14 protein-coding genes are annotated in these 15,336 nt (G+C 49.5%); 10 read left to right on the top strand and 4 right to left on the bottom strand.

Translation table 11 applies throughout. From position 1 onward, the window contains the following. The first annotated feature begins 526 nt into the window (after window positions 1-526). Genes AC1VOR_RS13320 through AC1VOR_RS13285 form a run of 8 tightly spaced genes read left to right on the top strand, consistent with a single transcriptional unit; the run spans window position 527 to window position 8,378 of the window. Window positions 527-919, top strand: coding sequence for a NusG domain II-containing protein (locus AC1VOR_RS13320; RefSeq protein ID WP_482618443.1), 393 nt, complete (start codon window positions 527-529; stop codon window positions 917-919). Further along, complete coding sequence (locus AC1VOR_RS13315) at window positions 903-1,457, top strand: Gx transporter family protein (RefSeq protein WP_482618442.1); 555 nt, start codon at window positions 903-905, stop codon at window positions 1,455-1,457. Before AC1VOR_RS13320 ends, AC1VOR_RS13315 begins: the two co-directional genes overlap by 17 nt. Before the next feature lie 48 nt (window positions 1,458-1,505). Further along, on the top strand, window positions 1,506-2,312 hold the full coding sequence (locus AC1VOR_RS13310; protein ID WP_482618441.1) for an ATP-binding cassette domain-containing protein: 807 nt from the start codon (window positions 1,506-1,508) through the stop codon (window positions 2,310-2,312). A 14-nt stretch (window positions 2,313-2,326) separates the two neighbouring features. Continuing rightward, window positions 2,327-3,259, top strand: a complete 933-nt coding sequence (locus AC1VOR_RS13305; RefSeq protein WP_482618440.1) for an energy-coupling factor transporter ATPase — start codon at window positions 2,327-2,329, stop codon at window positions 3,257-3,259. A gap of 1 nt (window position 3,260) precedes the next feature. Then, window positions 3,261-4,061, top strand: coding sequence for an energy-coupling factor transporter transmembrane component T family protein (locus tag AC1VOR_RS13300; protein WP_482618439.1), 801 nt, complete (start codon window positions 3,261-3,263; stop codon window positions 4,059-4,061). A gap of 40 nt (window positions 4,062-4,101) precedes the next feature. Then, window positions 4,102-6,129, top strand: a complete 2,028-nt coding sequence (locus tag AC1VOR_RS13295) for a peptidase U32 family protein (protein WP_482618438.1) — start codon at window positions 4,102-4,104, stop codon at window positions 6,127-6,129. A gap of 55 nt (window positions 6,130-6,184) precedes the next feature. Beyond that, window positions 6,185-7,468: an aspartate aminotransferase family protein gene (locus AC1VOR_RS13290; protein WP_482618437.1), complete on the top strand. Its 1,284-nt coding sequence runs from the start codon at window positions 6,185-6,187 to the stop codon at window positions 7,466-7,468. 37 nt (window positions 7,469-7,505) lie between these two features. After that, on the top strand, window positions 7,506-8,378 hold the full coding sequence (locus AC1VOR_RS13285) for a UbiA-like polyprenyltransferase (protein ID WP_482618436.1): 873 nt from the start codon (window positions 7,506-7,508) through the stop codon (window positions 8,376-8,378). Window positions 8,379-8,446: 68 nt separating this feature from the next. On the opposite strand, the gene AC1VOR_RS13280 is transcribed toward AC1VOR_RS13285, so the two are convergent. The 4 genes from AC1VOR_RS13280 to AC1VOR_RS13265 form a co-directional block, all read right to left on the bottom strand. Continuing rightward, window positions 8,447-9,430, bottom strand: coding sequence for a polyprenyl synthetase family protein (locus tag AC1VOR_RS13280; protein WP_482618435.1), 984 nt, complete (start codon window positions 9,428-9,430; stop codon window positions 8,447-8,449). 92 nt (window positions 9,431-9,522) lie between these two features. Next, the gene (locus AC1VOR_RS13275; RefSeq protein ID WP_482618434.1) at window positions 9,523-9,975 is read right to left on the bottom strand and encodes a hypothetical protein; all 453 of its coding nucleotides are present in this window, start codon (window positions 9,973-9,975) and stop codon (window positions 9,523-9,525) included. A 140-nt stretch (window positions 9,976-10,115) separates the two neighbouring features. After that, window positions 10,116-11,993: an NAD(P)/FAD-dependent oxidoreductase gene (locus tag AC1VOR_RS13270; protein WP_482618433.1), complete on the bottom strand. Its 1,878-nt coding sequence runs from the start codon at window positions 11,991-11,993 to the stop codon at window positions 10,116-10,118. Between the two features lie 42 nt (window positions 11,994-12,035). Beyond that, window positions 12,036-12,935 (bottom strand): FMN-binding protein, encoded by a 900-nt coding sequence (locus AC1VOR_RS13265; RefSeq protein WP_482618432.1) that lies wholly within the window; start codon window positions 12,933-12,935, stop codon window positions 12,036-12,038. A gap of 420 nt (window positions 12,936-13,355) precedes the next feature. On the opposite strand from AC1VOR_RS13265, the gene AC1VOR_RS13260 reads away from it, so the two are divergent. Both AC1VOR_RS13260 and AC1VOR_RS13255 read left to right on the top strand, forming a co-directional pair. Then, window positions 13,356-14,780 (top strand): sensor histidine kinase, encoded by a 1,425-nt coding sequence (locus AC1VOR_RS13260; protein ID WP_482618568.1) that lies wholly within the window; start codon window positions 13,356-13,358, stop codon window positions 14,778-14,780. Between the two features lie 62 nt (window positions 14,781-14,842). Beyond that, complete coding sequence (locus AC1VOR_RS13255) at window positions 14,843-15,223, top strand: RidA family protein (RefSeq protein WP_482618431.1); 381 nt, start codon at window positions 14,843-14,845, stop codon at window positions 15,221-15,223. The last annotated feature ends 113 nt before the right edge of the window (window positions 15,224-15,336 follow it).

The raw sequence follows: 15,336 nt of genomic DNA, 5'->3' as shown, positions 1-15,336 counted from the left end.
TGGCTATTCACACCAAGGCCTGCTTTGTATTGTTACGTAGGTCTTCTTGTACACGTAGAAGACACCCCGGTGTTCCTGCTTTGACTACAACTAACGAATAGCGTATTTCTAAAACAACAAAAGCCCTACCTCTCATTTGTCCTTGCGGCTCCGATGACCGCGCCAGTTTGAATCAGAAAAACCATAAAATTCTTACTTTTATTGGGTCATTCAAATAGGAATTTTCATACCGAAACGGTATAAGGAGAGTTATAATCTTTTGAGGAACGATCAAGCGGGTTTTTAACAATTCAATATATAGTATACTTCATTGTGGAGAAAATGCAACCATGCTTGCTTGCACTTCCTGCTAACAAGCGCTAAAATAGCCAGATATCGTACCATAATATACCTCCTTAGGTGATGATTTTGTGAAAAGCAAAGAAAGCATAATACAAAGAGACATAAATCACACTTAAGTACATGAAAGACCATGTATAATAGGTTAATCTAAGATTTACATATTTAAAAAATAAGGGAGTTTGCCATGAAACGCGGAGATATCCTGTTAATCGGATTAATTGTGGCGGTCGCCTTGGTTTTTTTGGTGCCAAGATGGCTCGGCAACAACACAAGTGAAAACAATCACAACAATGAAGAACGAGTGGCCAGAATCACGGTTGACGGGAAGCTGTTCAAGACGGTGGCTTTAACCGGGGAAGAACAGACGATTGATATTAACACGGAATTTGGCTACAACCAGCTCAAGGTACACAGCTATGGTATTGAAATGATTGATGCCGATTGCCCGGATAAGGTGTGTTTAACCTTTGGATTTATCGACCGGAACGGGGGAACGATCGTATGCCTTCCTCATAAATTAATGGTTGAAGTCGTGGCTACCGGGGGAGGAGACGATGTAGATGCGATCGTTAAATGAACAGTCTAACTTGATGTTGAAGAGAACGGTTATTATCGCGATATTCGCGGCCGTTTCTGTGGTATTAAGCCTGATTGAAGCGTCGATTCCTATTAATATGGGTGTACCCGGGGCCAAGCTTGGCTTGGCTAATATTATGGTCTTGACCTGCCTGTATTTCTTGCGAGCGAGAGATTCGCTGATGATGGTGTTGTTAAAAACCTTGTTAACGGCGTTTATATTTGGAACTTTTTCCAGTTTCTTATTTAGTATTATGGGTGCGCTATTCAGCTTTGCGGCCATGTGGTTCCTGCTTGCGGTGGGCCGGAAAAAGTTGAGCGTCATCGGAATCAGCATCGTCGGCGGTATTGCGCATAATGTGGGTCAGCTCACCGCTGCGGCTTTTTATTTCCGTACCTCCAATATCTTTTATTATCTGCCGATGCTCCTCATTATGGGTGTATTGACAGGTATCGCTGTCGGGATTGCCGTCAGATACTTAATTCCGGCTTTATCCAAGCTGGAGTTATTTGAGGGCTTTCTTGCCGAAAAAGACTGAGCAAGTTCACTAGCGTGGGCTTTAGCATACTTGAGGGGAGAGAGAACCATGAGTGAGAATGGACTGGCGTACGAATTGCACCGAGTGTCTTTTGCTTATCATCCGGACCATCCTGTACTTCACGAAATCACACTCGATATCCCTTCGGGAAGCTGGGTGTCACTAGTGGGGCCTAACGGCTGCGGCAAATCGACCCTGGCCAAGTTGCTTGGCGGCTTGCTCGCTGTCAATGCTGGAGAGATTCAAGTGGAGGGCACCAGGCTGGATCGGGATACGGTTGCAAGGTTGCGTCCACGTATTGGAATGGTCTTTCAAAATCCAGACAATCAATTTATCGGAGCCACGGTGGAAGAGGATATTGCCTTTGGCCTGGAAGGCCGCTGCTTGCCGCGAGAGCAGATGGTGGAACGTGTAAAGGAATATGCGGAAAAAATGCAAATCGGCCATCTGTTGTCCAAACATCCTGCGGATCTTTCCGGCGGACAAAAACAGCGGGTGGCCGTCGCTTCGATTTTGGCAATGGAGCCAGGCATCATTATTTTTGATGAGGCCTCTTCCATGCTGGACGAAAAGGCTCGCGGGGAACTGCTGGCTATTCTGCAAGAGATGCAGAATAGCGGACACTATACCATGGTCTCCATCACCCATGATGCCGATGAGATTCTTGCATCGGACCGGGCCATCGTGCTTGGGGGAGGCAGCGTGGTTGCCGACTTGTCCCCCGCGGAGTTGTTCGAGAATGGGGCTTTGCTTGATTCCTGTCGGCTGATTGCCCCCTATCGTATTCGATTACAGCATGCTATAAGAACACGTGGACTGGAGCTCCCGGAAGAGCTTAAGTTAGAGCGGCGATAAGGGGGGACTCGGGAATGTCCATTGATTTTGAACAGGTGAGCTTTGCTTATGATGCGAACAGCCTATGGCGGAATAGTGCGCTTGAACAAATTAGCTTGCATCTGGAGACCGGGGTGTTCGCCGGGATTGCCGGGGCGTCCGGATCGGGCAAGTCGACGCTAATGCAGCATTTTAACGGGATACTAAAGCCAACAGAGGGTAAGCTGCGTGTACTTGATGTTACGATGCAGGCAGGAGATAAAGCCCCTCCACTGCGAGAGCTGCGACGCCGGGTGGGGCTGGTATTTCAGTTCCCTGAACAGCAGTTGTTCGAAGATACGGTGGAGAAGGATATTTGCTTTGGGCCGCTGAATTTTGGCTGTTCCTTGGAGGAAGCCAAGCAGCGTGCTCATAGAGCGTTGTTGCTGGTTGGTCTTGATGATTCATTTCTCCCGCGGAATCCATTTCATTTAAGTGGCGGACAGATGCGTAAGGTAGCGATCGCTTCGGTGCTGGCGATGGAGCCGGATATTATCGCACTGGATGAACCGGCAGCGACACTGGACCCGCAGAGCCGGGCAGAGCTTGCCGGCATGCTGTCGCGATTGCATCGCGAAGAGGGGAAGACGGTGCTGGTCGTTACGCACCGGATGGAAGAAATCTTGCCCTTTGCCGATCAATGGATTGTGATGGAGGATGGGCATAAATCGTTTCAGGGAAGTGTTAAGGAGCTCGTGCAGGAAGCAGGACGATTGGAAGCATCCGGACTGGCCGTTCCTGATTGTATTCGCTATTGGAATGAAGTAGCGGCCCATTACGGGCTGGAAGAGGAAGAACCCTGCTTGACGGCAGAGTCACTGGCCGACCGTCTGGCTGCCTTGTCTGCCCAAGTGGGGAGTGCTGTTACACCGTTACCTAGGGAAGTAGCCACGCTGGGCCTTGAACCTTCCGGAGAGGGGGACGGCTAATATGCGCAACAAGCTGTTGTTTGGACGCAGCATTGATACGGGCTCTTGGGTCCACGGTGTTGATCCGCGGGCCAAGCTGACCGGCATGGTCCTTTATCTTGTGGCCATTGTAGCTGTTCAATCGTGGATTGCGCTAGCGGGGGTTATGGTATTTTCGCTAGCCTATATGTTATCTACACGTATTCCGCTCAAATATTATTTGAAGGCGGCAAAGCCATTATGGACCTTGATGGTGTTCATATTTATCGTGCAATGTCTGGCGGTAAAGGAAGGTCCTCCACTTTGGCAGATTGGCTCATGGACACTTTATCAGGCTGGCCTGAGTAGCGGAGGAATCGCTGCCTTGCGGATGGGCATGCTGGTGTCATTCACCGCAATTCTAACGTTCACCACCACGCCTGGGCTGTTGAATCAGGGGATGAACGGCGTACTTAAGCCGCTGCGCCTTATTGGTATTTCCTCGGACCGTCTTACGCTAATGATGAGCATCGCTTTGCGCTTCATTCCGACCATTCTCGATGAGACGCAGAAGATTGTGAAGGCTCAGGCCGCCCGGGGTGCCGATTTGAAGGAACTTCCCTGGAAGGAGAAGGGGCGAATGCTGGTATCACTGCTGGTACCGGTCACGGTCAGTGCATTCCGCCGTGCGGAGGAATTGGTGCTGTCGATGGAATCGCGCGGCTACATCATTGGTGCGGCGCGTTCAGAGTATCATTATCTGGCATGGAGGCAACGGGATACGTGGTTCGTGGTCTCCTATATTTTATTGGCCGTAGCGAGTTTGGCATATCATTGGTCTTAGAAAGAAGTAGACAGAGAATTTTGGTAAGGAGGAGACAACTGTGGCACGTTATTTTAACGGAAAAGAAGTAGAGCTACTGGCACCTGTGGGGACGTTTGAAATTTTCAAAAAAGTAATTGAAGCGAATTGCGACGCCGTCTATCTGGGTGGCCCCAGCTTGAATATGCGTTTGATGCGCAAAGGCTATAATTTTACGCTGGAGGAAATTACGGAAGCGGTCCGGATCGCTCATGGTTTGGGGAAAAAGGTATACGTCACCGTCAACAACCTGCTTAATGAAGGTGAGCTTGAAGAGGCGCGGACATACTTGCAGTTTCTGGATTCGGCTGGCCCGGATGCCATTATCGTGCAGGATTTCGCCGTCTTGTCCTTGATTCGGGAAATGGGACTTGGGATTAAGGTGCATTCCTCGGTCATGATGAACGTGCATAATGTAGAAATGGTTCGTGCGCTGCAAGAACTGGGCGTTACGCGGGTGGTTACTTCGCGGGAAATGGATCTGATGACTACCCGGCATCTTAGGGAAGCAACCGGTATGGAGCTTGAATATTTCATTCATGGTGATATGTGCTCGGTACATGGGGCTAACTGTTATTTCAGTTCCATGGTATTTGGCATGAGCAGCAACCGGGGGAAATGTCTCAAGCCATGTCGCTGGGATTACCGGGTCAAGAAGGATGGCAACGTGTATCCTGCGGAATATCCACTGGCTGTCAAAGACATGTTTATGTATGAACATATTCCTGAATTGATTCATGGAGGGATCACATCCTTCAAGATCGAAGGGCGGATGCGTGACGTAGATTTTGTACTGATGCTTGTTCAGGCTTATGGTGATGCGATTGATCGTTATATTGATGATCCTGTTGGGTTTGAACGTAGTCAGGATACCAAGTTATTGTATGAGAACCGCAAGCGTGATTTCTCTACCGGCTACGCCTTCGGACGCCCGGGATTATCTAATATTAACCGTCGGTATGAGGGAACCGGCAAATTTTACAGCACCGGCAAGGTATTCAGTACGCCAACCGCAGAGCGCGAACTTGGCGAGAAGCGGGTTGGCGCAATTCGTGAGGCATTGGCATCTGTGGGCAGTGAGAAGAAGCTAGGCGGCTCTAATAGGAGCAATGTAGAACCAGGTGTGTCTGTGCATGTGAATAATTTCTCGCAGGCTCAGGCGGCGCTGGAGGCGGGCGCAGACTATATCTATCTCTCCGGCGATGTGTATGAACCGGACCGCCCGTTTACCAAAGAGGACATCAAGGCTCTGGCTTCTATGAAGGGTGATGCCAAGCTGGTTCTATGTCTCCCGCGTATGATGACTGAGCTGCATTTTGAAATCTATGATGGTCTATTGTCCGGGGAACGATTACCCCTTGATGGCTTGATGGTCACTAACCTGGGGGCCATTCACAAATTTGCGAACAAAGGATACCCGCTGATTGGGGACTATAACCTCAACGTATACAACCAGCTCTCTGCGGGATTCTACCGTGAACTGGGCGTTACCCGCTTAACTGCATCGATGGAATTGCCGCTGAAGGACCTGACGGGCTTGTTAGCCCATACGCCGGGACCTTTGGAAGTCATCGTTCACGGTTCACCAGCTCTGATGTATATGGAGCATGATTTATATGAAAATGCGGACACCTTCCAGTCTATTGGGGAAGAAGATAATCATTATGTAGATAATAGCGTTCTGGTGCTCATGACTGATAAAGGCGAGAATCCGGTGTATCGGGACGTTCACGGCCGGAATCATCTGATGATGGCCAAGGAGCTTTGCCTGATGCCAGCCGTTAAGGAGCTGGTGGACGCCGGCTTGTCCGTCTTCCGTATCGAAGGAGCTACCTATCGTCCAGAGCAGCTTGGCACCATCGTTCGTGCCTACAAAGCGGCATTGGCTGATCCTGCGGCGGCCTCCAAACAATTCGCGGAGCTTGTACCCGTTTATGCAGGCTATACGCTGGGTGCCTTGCAATTTGATGGGGGTAGCGCCAGCGGTATGGCCGGGGCAGGGGCAGAGAGCGCGACGGACGAAGCCGAGAGTGCTCCCGCGCTTCACTAAGAAGCTCAAAGAGCGGTGGATGGCAAGTAAACGAAAAGGGAAGGAAGCGGAGAACATGCAGAGTTATATCGGGCCGGACGGCATTTTGGAGAAACGTCAACAATACTTTTATCCTTGCACCAGTCATTTTTACCGCAATCCGCCGCAACTGGTGATGGGGGCCATGCAATATCTGTATGGTCACGATGGCACGCGGTACACCGATTTCTTTGCCGGTGTGTCTGTGGTTGCCAGCGGTCATTGTAACCCCGAGATTGCGGAACGTACGGCAGAGCAGCTACGAACCTTGCAGCATACGTGTACGATTTATTTGACGCAGCCTAACGTGGATTTGGCTGAGCGGCTGGCTAATGTGCTGCCAGGCGCCCTGAGACGCACGTTCTTCGTCAACAGCGGCTCAGAAGCGAATGAGGGGGCTTTGCTGCTCGCGCGCCTTCATACGGGCCGTAGAGGCTTTCTGGCGCTGGAACAAGGGCTGCATGGCCGGACGTACCTGACGATGAGCGTAACCGGTCTGAAGATGTGGCGTACAGACCCCGAGCTTGCGCAGGACAAGGATGTCACCTTCATCCCGCGTCCCTTTGAGCCAGGGATGAGCGCCGATGAAGCAGGCCGTCGCTCCATCGAGGCGCTGAAGAGCGTTCTGGCGGAGAAGGGCGACACCGTCGCTGCGATGATTGTTGAACCGATTCAGGGCAATGCCGGGATTGTGACACCGCCGGATTGGTATTTCGCTGAAGTGAAGCGGCTGCTAGAGCAGTACGGAGTATTGCTGATTGCCGACGAGATACAGACCGGCTTCGGCCGGACGGGGCGGATGTTCGCCATGGACCGTTATGAGGTAACGCCCGATATCCTGACTATGGCGAAGGCGCTTGGCAGCGGTATTCCGATCGCGGGCTTTGCCACGACCGATGAGATTGCCGCCAGCTTCAACCGTCCATCGGCTTCCACGTTTGGAGGGAATCCCGTATCCTCCATGACTGCGCTAGCGGTGCTGGATTACATTGAGGCGCATCAGTTGCCAGAACGTGCTGAGGAACTGGGCACGCTGCTGCGTGCGGGTCTGGAACGGCTTGCCGTCCGTTTCCCGGCATCTGTATCCGAGGTACGGGGAGAAGGCCTGATGCTGGGAGCAGAGCTGCGGGCTGATGATCCTGATGCCGCGGCAAGGCTTACGGATGATGTGCTTGAAGGGATGCTGGAACGTGGGTTTATCATCGGCAAGAATGGGGTAGATCGCAATGTGCTTGCCTTCCAGCCGCCGCTGGTCATTACGGAAGAGGATGTACGCGGGATGCTGGAGGCGTTGCAAGCCGTGCTGGAAGAATTGGCCTGATCTACGGCCTAAGCAATGAAGGAGTGTGTACTTAATCATGGAAGTTGCCAGAAAAATCGGTAGTAAAATAAGGCTGTACAGCGAACTGGTCATGTTTTCCCATACGTTGTTTTCCTTGCCCTTTGCCATCATTTCGATGGTGTGGGCCGCCGAGGGCATGCCCTCCTGGAGAATTATGTTCTGGGGACTGATCGCCCTGATCGGTGCAAGGAACGGAGCTAACGCGTTCAATCGCGTGGTCGATCGTGTCTTTGATGAGCAGAATCCGCGGACAGCGCACCGCCATTTGCCGCTAAAGCTGTTGGAATCCCGTGAGGTCCTTGCTTTCGTTGTGATCAATTATGCTATCTTTATAGTTGCTGCGGGCATGCTCAATCCGCTCTGCCTGATTTTGTCGCCGGTGGCGATCTTCCTGATCTCCTCCTACTCATACACCAAGCGGTTTACGTATTTGAGCCATCTGTACTTAGGTTTTACAATCGCTTCGGCTCCCATCGGGGCATGGTTCGCGGTGACGGGGCAATTTGCCTTCACACCGTTTATCCTGGGTACGATCGTCATGCTCTGGATTGCTGGCTTCGATATTATTTACGGATCTCAGGATATCGACTTTGACCGCAGTCACGGCCTTTGGTCGATTCCCAGCGCCTTTGGACTTAAGAATGGCTTGCGTATCGCGGCCGGGCTGCACTTGATTATGGTGCTGCTCCTGATCGCTCTGATCCCGATTCGCCAGCTTGGCTGGATGTACATGGTGGGAATCGCTCTTTCCATCATACTCCTGTTAACCGAGCACAAGATCATTAAGCCCTCGAACCGCAAACGGATGAACGTGGCCTCATACAATTTAAATCAGGTGATCAGTATGGTGATTCTGCTGTTTACGCTCGGAGACTTTATTTTAGGCTGAATATTATATCCAAATATGAAAAGGCGATGCCAAGGGAGTTATATCCCGGCATCGCCTTTATTTGTAGCTTATTTCTCGCGTCCACCCAAGTAATCCAGCAGAGCTTGCAAGTCCGCATGTGAAGGATAATCAATTAGCTGATGAATAATCTCCTGGGCCTCGTTCAAATATTGCCGACTTAGCTCTTCGGTGTGCTGGAGCGCGTCGCTAGCCTGGATGGCTGCCACGACTTCATTGACTTGAGTGGCTGGACTGTCCGCTGAGATAGCTCTGATCTGCCCAGCAAGGCTTTCGTTACGCAAGGCGAACAGGACGGGAAGAGTGACTTGGCCACTGCGTAAATCGCCTCCAGCAGGCTTACCCAGCTTCTCCGAGGATTGCGTGAAATCCAGTAGGTCGTCCCGAATTTGAAAGGCAATGCCGAGCTTCTCTCCAAAGGAATATAAGAGATCGGAGGTGGCCGTATCGGTTCCGGTAGCCTGAGCCCCGATTTGCAGGCAGGTGGCCATAAGCTGTGCTGTTTTGTTCTTCGACTTCTCCAAATATTGTTCTATGGTCACATCATAGTCGTATAGGAGGGATAATTGCTGATATTCGCCCAAGCAGAGTCTGGTGGTCGCAAGAGAAGAGAGATGATAGGCAAATCGCTCTCGCTCGGCGGAATAGACGGAGATCAGCTCGATTACCCTTGCCGACATATAGTTGCCGATATGCAAGGCTCCGCTAACGCCAAGCTTGGTATGCATCGCCTTCTGACCACGCCGTAGCGGCGAGTCATCAATGATATCGTCGTGAATCAACGAAGCAGCATGAATGAATTCAGCAGCCGCGGCCAGTCGCCATACCTTTTGCGGATCGGAGACAGGCCCAAAGCGGCTGCCCACGATAACCATCAAAGGGCGAACCCGCTTGCCACCAGATCGAATCAATTCCATGATGCTCTTGGCAAGCTGAGAGGAGCGGGGCACATCCCGGTCAAATTTAACCATATTCTCAATCTCTCGGTCTACGGTCTTCAATGGGATATTTAGCGTTTCCTCAAGTCTCCTCATGGCGTCTCCTCCTTGGAAAATAAAACGGCTCTTACACAACAAAAACGAGCCAAGCTGCGAATGCCTGGCTCGCTTCACAGGCAAGACATTGGCTAAATGGCCTGACTGGCGGTACTGCGGTTATGCTCAAGCCGGAGGAATAACTCCCAGCCCTTAAGCAGCCGCTCGTCCTCGGGGCGGCCTTCCGCCCGTTTGATTTGAATTTGCTTGATGATCGGAGCCAGATGAGAGAGTAAATCGTATTCCTCCCATTTTAGGCAAAGTTCCACGTAAAAGCTGTATAGGTAGTCGCCGTCCAGCACCCTGCGGGTAAGCTCCTCGCCAGAGGCGAGATGCTCACAATCCATGTGGCGCTGCAAAGCGAGCTTGATTGCAATGTAAATGGTAAGCAGGCGGCATTGTCGTACCGCAGTCATATCGTATTGCTCCAGAAGCATTGCCAGCGGTGCCGCTTCCAGGGTAGGTAAATCTACAATAATGCCGGCCTCGGGCGAACATTCGCCCTGCAATAAGCGATAAGCATCTTGGATGAGGTGATGATTCATAAGGACACACTCCTTAAAAAGCAGGTAGGCTTGCAGGGTATCTAACACCGATTTCGGCAGGAATAGAAAAAGGAGAGTAATGTGCGCTATATGCGCACATTACTCCGGGTTTCAAGCTCTCAACAGAAAAAGGTAACTGTCTACTCGGTATATAAGTACCATCTTCGTACAAGTGGGATTCGTTTCCATTGTTTCTTGAGCCAAGGAAGAACGTAGTAGTCCAGGCCGAACATGCTACCGGAACCGCCGATCAAGGCAACACCTGCAGTCATGTACCACAGCATTTCAGAGGAAGCCATGCTGGAAGACCAGATCATAACGCCCAGTGCTACAGTAGCTGCGGAAGCTACGGCAGTGAACAGACCTACGATCAGCATAATGCCAATCGCGATTTCCGCGAATACCATGAAGAATTGGAACACAGTAGCCAAAGCGGTGTAACCGCCGTCTGGCGTGTAGAAGAAAATATCCATAACACCATTAACCATCGATTTGATGAATCCAGGTACTGGTAATGCGGTTACTGCTGTCGATGCACTTTCAACTGCCGAAGCAGCAGCTTGAGCATCAACGGTCTCAGTTACGGCACCAGCAGCTTCACTGGCAGCAGAGACTGCATCTGTATGAGGAGCAGCAGGAATCAAGAAGATGTTCGAAGGGTCCTTAAGGATCTTCGGCAATTTGTCGATACCTTCCTCAAGCCATTTGTAACCTACGAAAACACGAAGCGGCAACAGCCAGAAATTCGGCGAACGCTTGGAGAAATGACCCCCAAGGAAGCTTCTGCGGTTGTTCACATGGAAGAACTCGTGCATCATGTAAGTCCAGACTTTAGCGAAGCCAGCTACGGTGAAGAGATAGTACATGTTGATCATATGCTTGCTGAGCATGGCCATGAAGCCGGTCAGCATGAACATCTTGTTCGGTAAGCCAACATTGGCTACGCCGTAACGGCTACCGATACATACCATTGTGCCATGGAATCCAGGCTTGTATGATTTCTTCGGCTTGCCGTGGATATCGGCATGAATATTATGTGCGATAAGCGGTCCGGCTTGCTCGGCATTTTCCACCATTTGCGGCACGGGACGCGTTTCGCCTTCAGGAATGAAGAAGATGTTGTCGCCAACGATATATACGTCTTCATGATCAACGCTTTGCAGCTTGTCGTTAGTGACGATCCGTTTACGACCTTCTTGCTTGACATCAAGTTTGCCAACCAGTTCAGAGCCTTCAACACCGGCTGTCCAAACGATGGTATCAGCTTCAAGCTCCTGACCTTCGCCCAATTGTACGCTGGATGGAGTAACGCCAGTGATTTTCGCACTTGTTACAATTTCTACATTCATCTTGCGCAGGCGTTTCGCTGCTTTCTCGATCAATTTGTCAGGCAGGATCGGCAGGATTTTCGGAGCCATATCGGCAACGACCAGACGAACCTCACTTTGATCAATGAAGAACTCTTTACACAGCTCGTCCCGGAATTCAGCCAGTTCCCCGACCAGTTCCACACCAGTAAACCCGGCGCCGACCACAACAAAGGAGAGCATTTTGCGGCGTTTGGCAGGATTTTTAACTTTGGCAGCTTCGCTGAACATGCGGCGAACTTGCTCTTTCAAGCGAACAGCGTCTTCATAAGACCACAGGGTCAACGCATGCTCTTCTGCACCTGGAATACCAAAGAAGGTTGGCTTACAGCCAGAACCAATAACCAGGTAGTCATATTTGTAAGTATTTTGCTCGGAACGAAGTTCCTTGGCATTAAAGTCGATATTGTCGATGGAGTCCAGAACAACGTCAACTTTTTGACCAGCAAAAATTTTCTTGAGCTCGATTTTAACTGAATCTTCAGGAGCCCGGTTAGCTGCGACTTCATGCAACTCGGTCAGCAGCGTGTGATACGGGTTGCGGTCGATCAACTGGATCTCCACATCTTTATCTTTTTTCAACAGTTTGGCCAGATGCTTGGAAGTGACGACACCGCCATAACCACCGCCCAAAACTACGATCTTCTTCAAGAGATTCACCTCTTCTTAATTTAGGTTCATTGATGACTAATATTATTTAGCTTGTTCAAGTGCTTTGCTGACAAGCTCGAAATAGGATTGCAGGCTGATGGTTGCTCCAGCGATAGCATCTGTTTTACCTTCTTCATTGAAAGTTACAGCCGTTGGATCTTGACTTTCCACCAGGAAAGCTTCAGCAGTGGCTGCTTCTTCATGCCATTCGGCCAGGGAACCGGCTGCTTTCATGCCGTAGTTGCCATCGATCGAGGTTTGCTTCTTGTCTTCACCTTTTTCATTCACACCACTGAAGTTAACTCTGACGATTTTACCAGCAGCTACGACAACATCCACGGTTTCTTTCCAACCGGAATGAGGATCGAATTCAGCGCCTTCTTCATGATAAGTACCATCTTTGTACGTTACTGAATCAACAGGACCGGCAGCCAAAGCTTGGTCAGCTAATGTGAAGAATTCATTCACATGAACAGATACGCCAGCGATAGCATCTGTTTTACCTTCTTCATTTAGGGTAATATCTTTTGGGTCTTGTTTTTCAATTAAATATTGTTCCGCTTTTTCGGCTTGTTCATGCCATTCGGAAGCAGCGCCGCCATCTTTCATGCCATACTTGCCCTCTTTGGAGTAGGTTACTTTATCAACAGGAACTGTTGCATTAATAGCATTCCAATTTGCTTCTGTAATCTTTCCTCCAGAAACTGTGAGAGTAACGTAATATTGCCAACCTGTTTTTGCATCAGCTTCGCCTTGGGCATAGTAAACGCCGTCTTCATAGCTGCCTGCTTCAGCACTGTTCGTGCTATTGCTTGCATTGGTTTCAGTAGCAGCAGGTGTATTGTTCGCCGGTTCTGCTGTATTTGCACCATTGTTCGAACCACAACCTGCCAACAAACCGAGCAGCAGAGCGCTGCTAAGAATGATTGAAGCTTTTTTCATGATAGAGACCTCCAGTGAATGAATTATATATATTAAAATGTGAAGACATTTTAATAACTTCCTTATTTAACTACATAAACTCAAAACGGGCAAGGGCTAAAAAGTGGCGTGTTACAAAGGGATTGAGCAGTCTGAAAAACCTTTGTCGAGGGAATTTTAGCATATAAAAATATGTGATAATGTGAAATGAATCACATTAATTGTGACATAGCTCAACGTCTTGATTTGAACAAAGCTATACCCCGCAAGGGATATAGCATATGTAAACGGTTGCTTAATATTTAAATTATTTATTTTTTAGAAAGCTTGGATATGTCATACTGGAATCATTGTTGTTAAGAAGCGGGGAATGAGGAACTTGAGATAGGCGGCAGGGTTATGGCAACCCGGTCACAAAATAAAATTTTTGGAGGTGACTTGATGGGACTTGGAAATACATTTTTACTAAATTTGGGCATGCTGGTTACTGTCACTTATCTGGCTAATATCCTATATAAATATGGGCTTCGGAGAACGTCGCCGCGTATGATTTATGTACTGTCCGTGCTGCTGATGATTGTATCGGGCTGGATTTGCATGAAGTTTGGCTTTCGCCTGAAGGATGATGTGATATTTGATTTGCGCTACGTACCGTTGATTATTGCGGCTTTCGTTTATGCGCAACCGGCGACGGTCATTTTGATTGGCGTTGGGATTGGTATGGCCCGTTTGAGCTTTGGCGTGAGTGAGGCGGCGATTGTCGGTTTGGTTAACCTGACGATCCTTGGTTTCGTTGGGGCAGGGTTGAGTATCTGGATGAAGCGAACCAATTACCGATTTTTCATCAAGGGTTTGGTTACAATTCTGGTCATCAATCTGGTTCATCACGTGAACATTGCCTTGTTCGGTGTGGTTCCCTTCAGTAAATACATGCTGGAGATTATGCCGGTAACTTTGCCGCTGGGCAGCTTTCTTAGCATATTGTTTGCTCTGATTTTGCGTGATTTTCAGTTAGGGCATCGACAGAATCTGGAGCTTAAATATGCCAATGAGTTGCTTCGCAAGCAAACAGACGAGCTACACAAGGCCAAGATTGGTCTGGAAGACCGGGCTAAACAATTGGCTCAGGCCTCCAGATACAAATCTGAATTTTTGGCCAATATGTCGCATGAGCTGAGAACACCACTGAACAGCATTATTAACCTGGCGGAAATTATCTCGGAGAGCGACGAAGCGGGGGAGGATATCCCGGAATACGGACGCATCATTCATAAGTCCGGCCATGACTTGCTGCAAATAGTAAATGATGTACTTGATTTATCCAAGGTAGAGGCGGGTCGATTGGAAATTGTCGAAGAGGAAGTCGTACTTGCTGAATTGCCGGACTGGATGCAAATGCATTTTGAACATATTGCCCAGCAGAAGGATATCCAGTTTGTGATTAATCTGGAGCAAGGGTTGCCTAATACGGTTATAAGTGATGCACAACGAATTAATCAAATCTTGCGTAATTTACTGTCTAATGCGTTCAAATTTACCCAGGAGGGCCAAGTGCAACTGGATATCCGTCGGGCTGGGAGCGAGGAGATTCCCCATCCCGGAGAATGGCTTGCATTTGTTGTGACCGATACTGGAATCGGCGTGCCAAAGGAAATGCATGATGCGGTATTCGAGGCGTTCCAGCAGGCGGACGGCTCAATCAGTCGCAAATTCGGTGGAACAGGACTGGGATTGTCCATCAGTAGTAATTTGGCCAGGCTGCTGGGTGGCTTCATTGATATGGACAGCACAGAGGGACAAGGGAGTACGTTCTCCTTCTACCTGCCGTTGAAGCCTGGGAAGATATGTCCTGATCGGGTGGATTAAGTTGCTCTTACCGGGTAATTATCGCTACAATGTAGAAACAAATAATAGAAGGGATGAGGAAAATGGAGAAACAAGTGATATCCACGACAGCAGCACCGGGGGCAATTGGACCTTATTCGCAAGGTATCGGATTTGGTGATTTAGTCTTTACTTCTGGACAGCTTGGTCTGGTGCCGGAGACGGGAGAACTGGCAGAAGGTGTAGAGGCCCAAGCCGCTCAATCGCTACGTAATGTGGCTGCTGTTTTGGCAGCGGCTGGCAGCGGACTGGACAAGGTCATTAAAACGACAGTGTTTCTGAAAGACATGAACGACTTCGCGAAAGTAAATGAGGTGTACGGTACGTTCTTCACAGCTCCTTATCCCGCACGCAGCGCGGTTGAAGTGGCTCGCCTGCCTAAGGACGGGCTGGTGGAGATTGAAGTTATTGCTTCGAAAGCCTAACAAAAGCTGGCGAGAAGGAAAACCTTGCCTGGTGGAGAGCCTCATTTGCTCACCGTGCTCCTAAACAAAATGATTATTGCATAGTATGGAGGGGGTCGGCGTGTATGCGTCCG

Source organism: Paenibacillus sp. 1SOY10 (assembly GCF_056836745.1).
This window is presented reverse-complemented; position numbering and strand designations above follow the sequence as displayed.

Excerpts from the sequence above, each read along its gene's own strand:
- AC1VOR_RS13320 (WP_482618443.1), top strand. The coding sequence starts at position 527 with ATGAAACGCGGAGATATCCTGTTAATCGGATTAATTGTGGCGGTCGCC.
- AC1VOR_RS13315 (WP_482618442.1), top strand. The coding sequence starts at position 903 with ATGCGATCGTTAAATGAACAGTCTAACTTGATGTTGAAGAGAACGGTT.
- AC1VOR_RS13310 (WP_482618441.1), top strand. The coding sequence starts at position 1,506 with ATGAGTGAGAATGGACTGGCGTACGAATTGCACCGAGTGTCTTTTGCT.
- AC1VOR_RS13305 (WP_482618440.1), top strand. The coding sequence starts at position 2,327 with ATGTCCATTGATTTTGAACAGGTGAGCTTTGCTTATGATGCGAACAGC.
- AC1VOR_RS13300 (WP_482618439.1), top strand. The coding sequence starts at position 3,261 with ATGCGCAACAAGCTGTTGTTTGGACGCAGCATTGATACGGGCTCTTGG.
- AC1VOR_RS13290 (WP_482618437.1), top strand. The coding sequence starts at position 6,185 with ATGCAGAGTTATATCGGGCCGGACGGCATTTTGGAGAAACGTCAACAA.
- AC1VOR_RS13285 (WP_482618436.1), top strand. The coding sequence starts at position 7,506 with ATGGAAGTTGCCAGAAAAATCGGTAGTAAAATAAGGCTGTACAGCGAA.
- AC1VOR_RS13280 (WP_482618435.1), bottom strand. The coding sequence starts at position 9,430 with ATGAGGAGACTTGAGGAAACGCTAAATATCCCATTGAAGACCGTAGAC.
- AC1VOR_RS13275 (WP_482618434.1), bottom strand. The coding sequence starts at position 9,975 with ATGAATCATCACCTCATCCAAGATGCTTATCGCTTATTGCAGGGCGAA.
- AC1VOR_RS13265 (WP_482618432.1), bottom strand. The coding sequence starts at position 12,935 with ATGAAAAAAGCTTCAATCATTCTTAGCAGCGCTCTGCTGCTCGGTTTG.
- AC1VOR_RS13260 (WP_482618568.1), top strand. The coding sequence starts at position 13,356 with ATGGGACTTGGAAATACATTTTTACTAAATTTGGGCATGCTGGTTACT.
- AC1VOR_RS13255 (WP_482618431.1), top strand. The coding sequence starts at position 14,843 with ATGGAGAAACAAGTGATATCCACGACAGCAGCACCGGGGGCAATTGGA.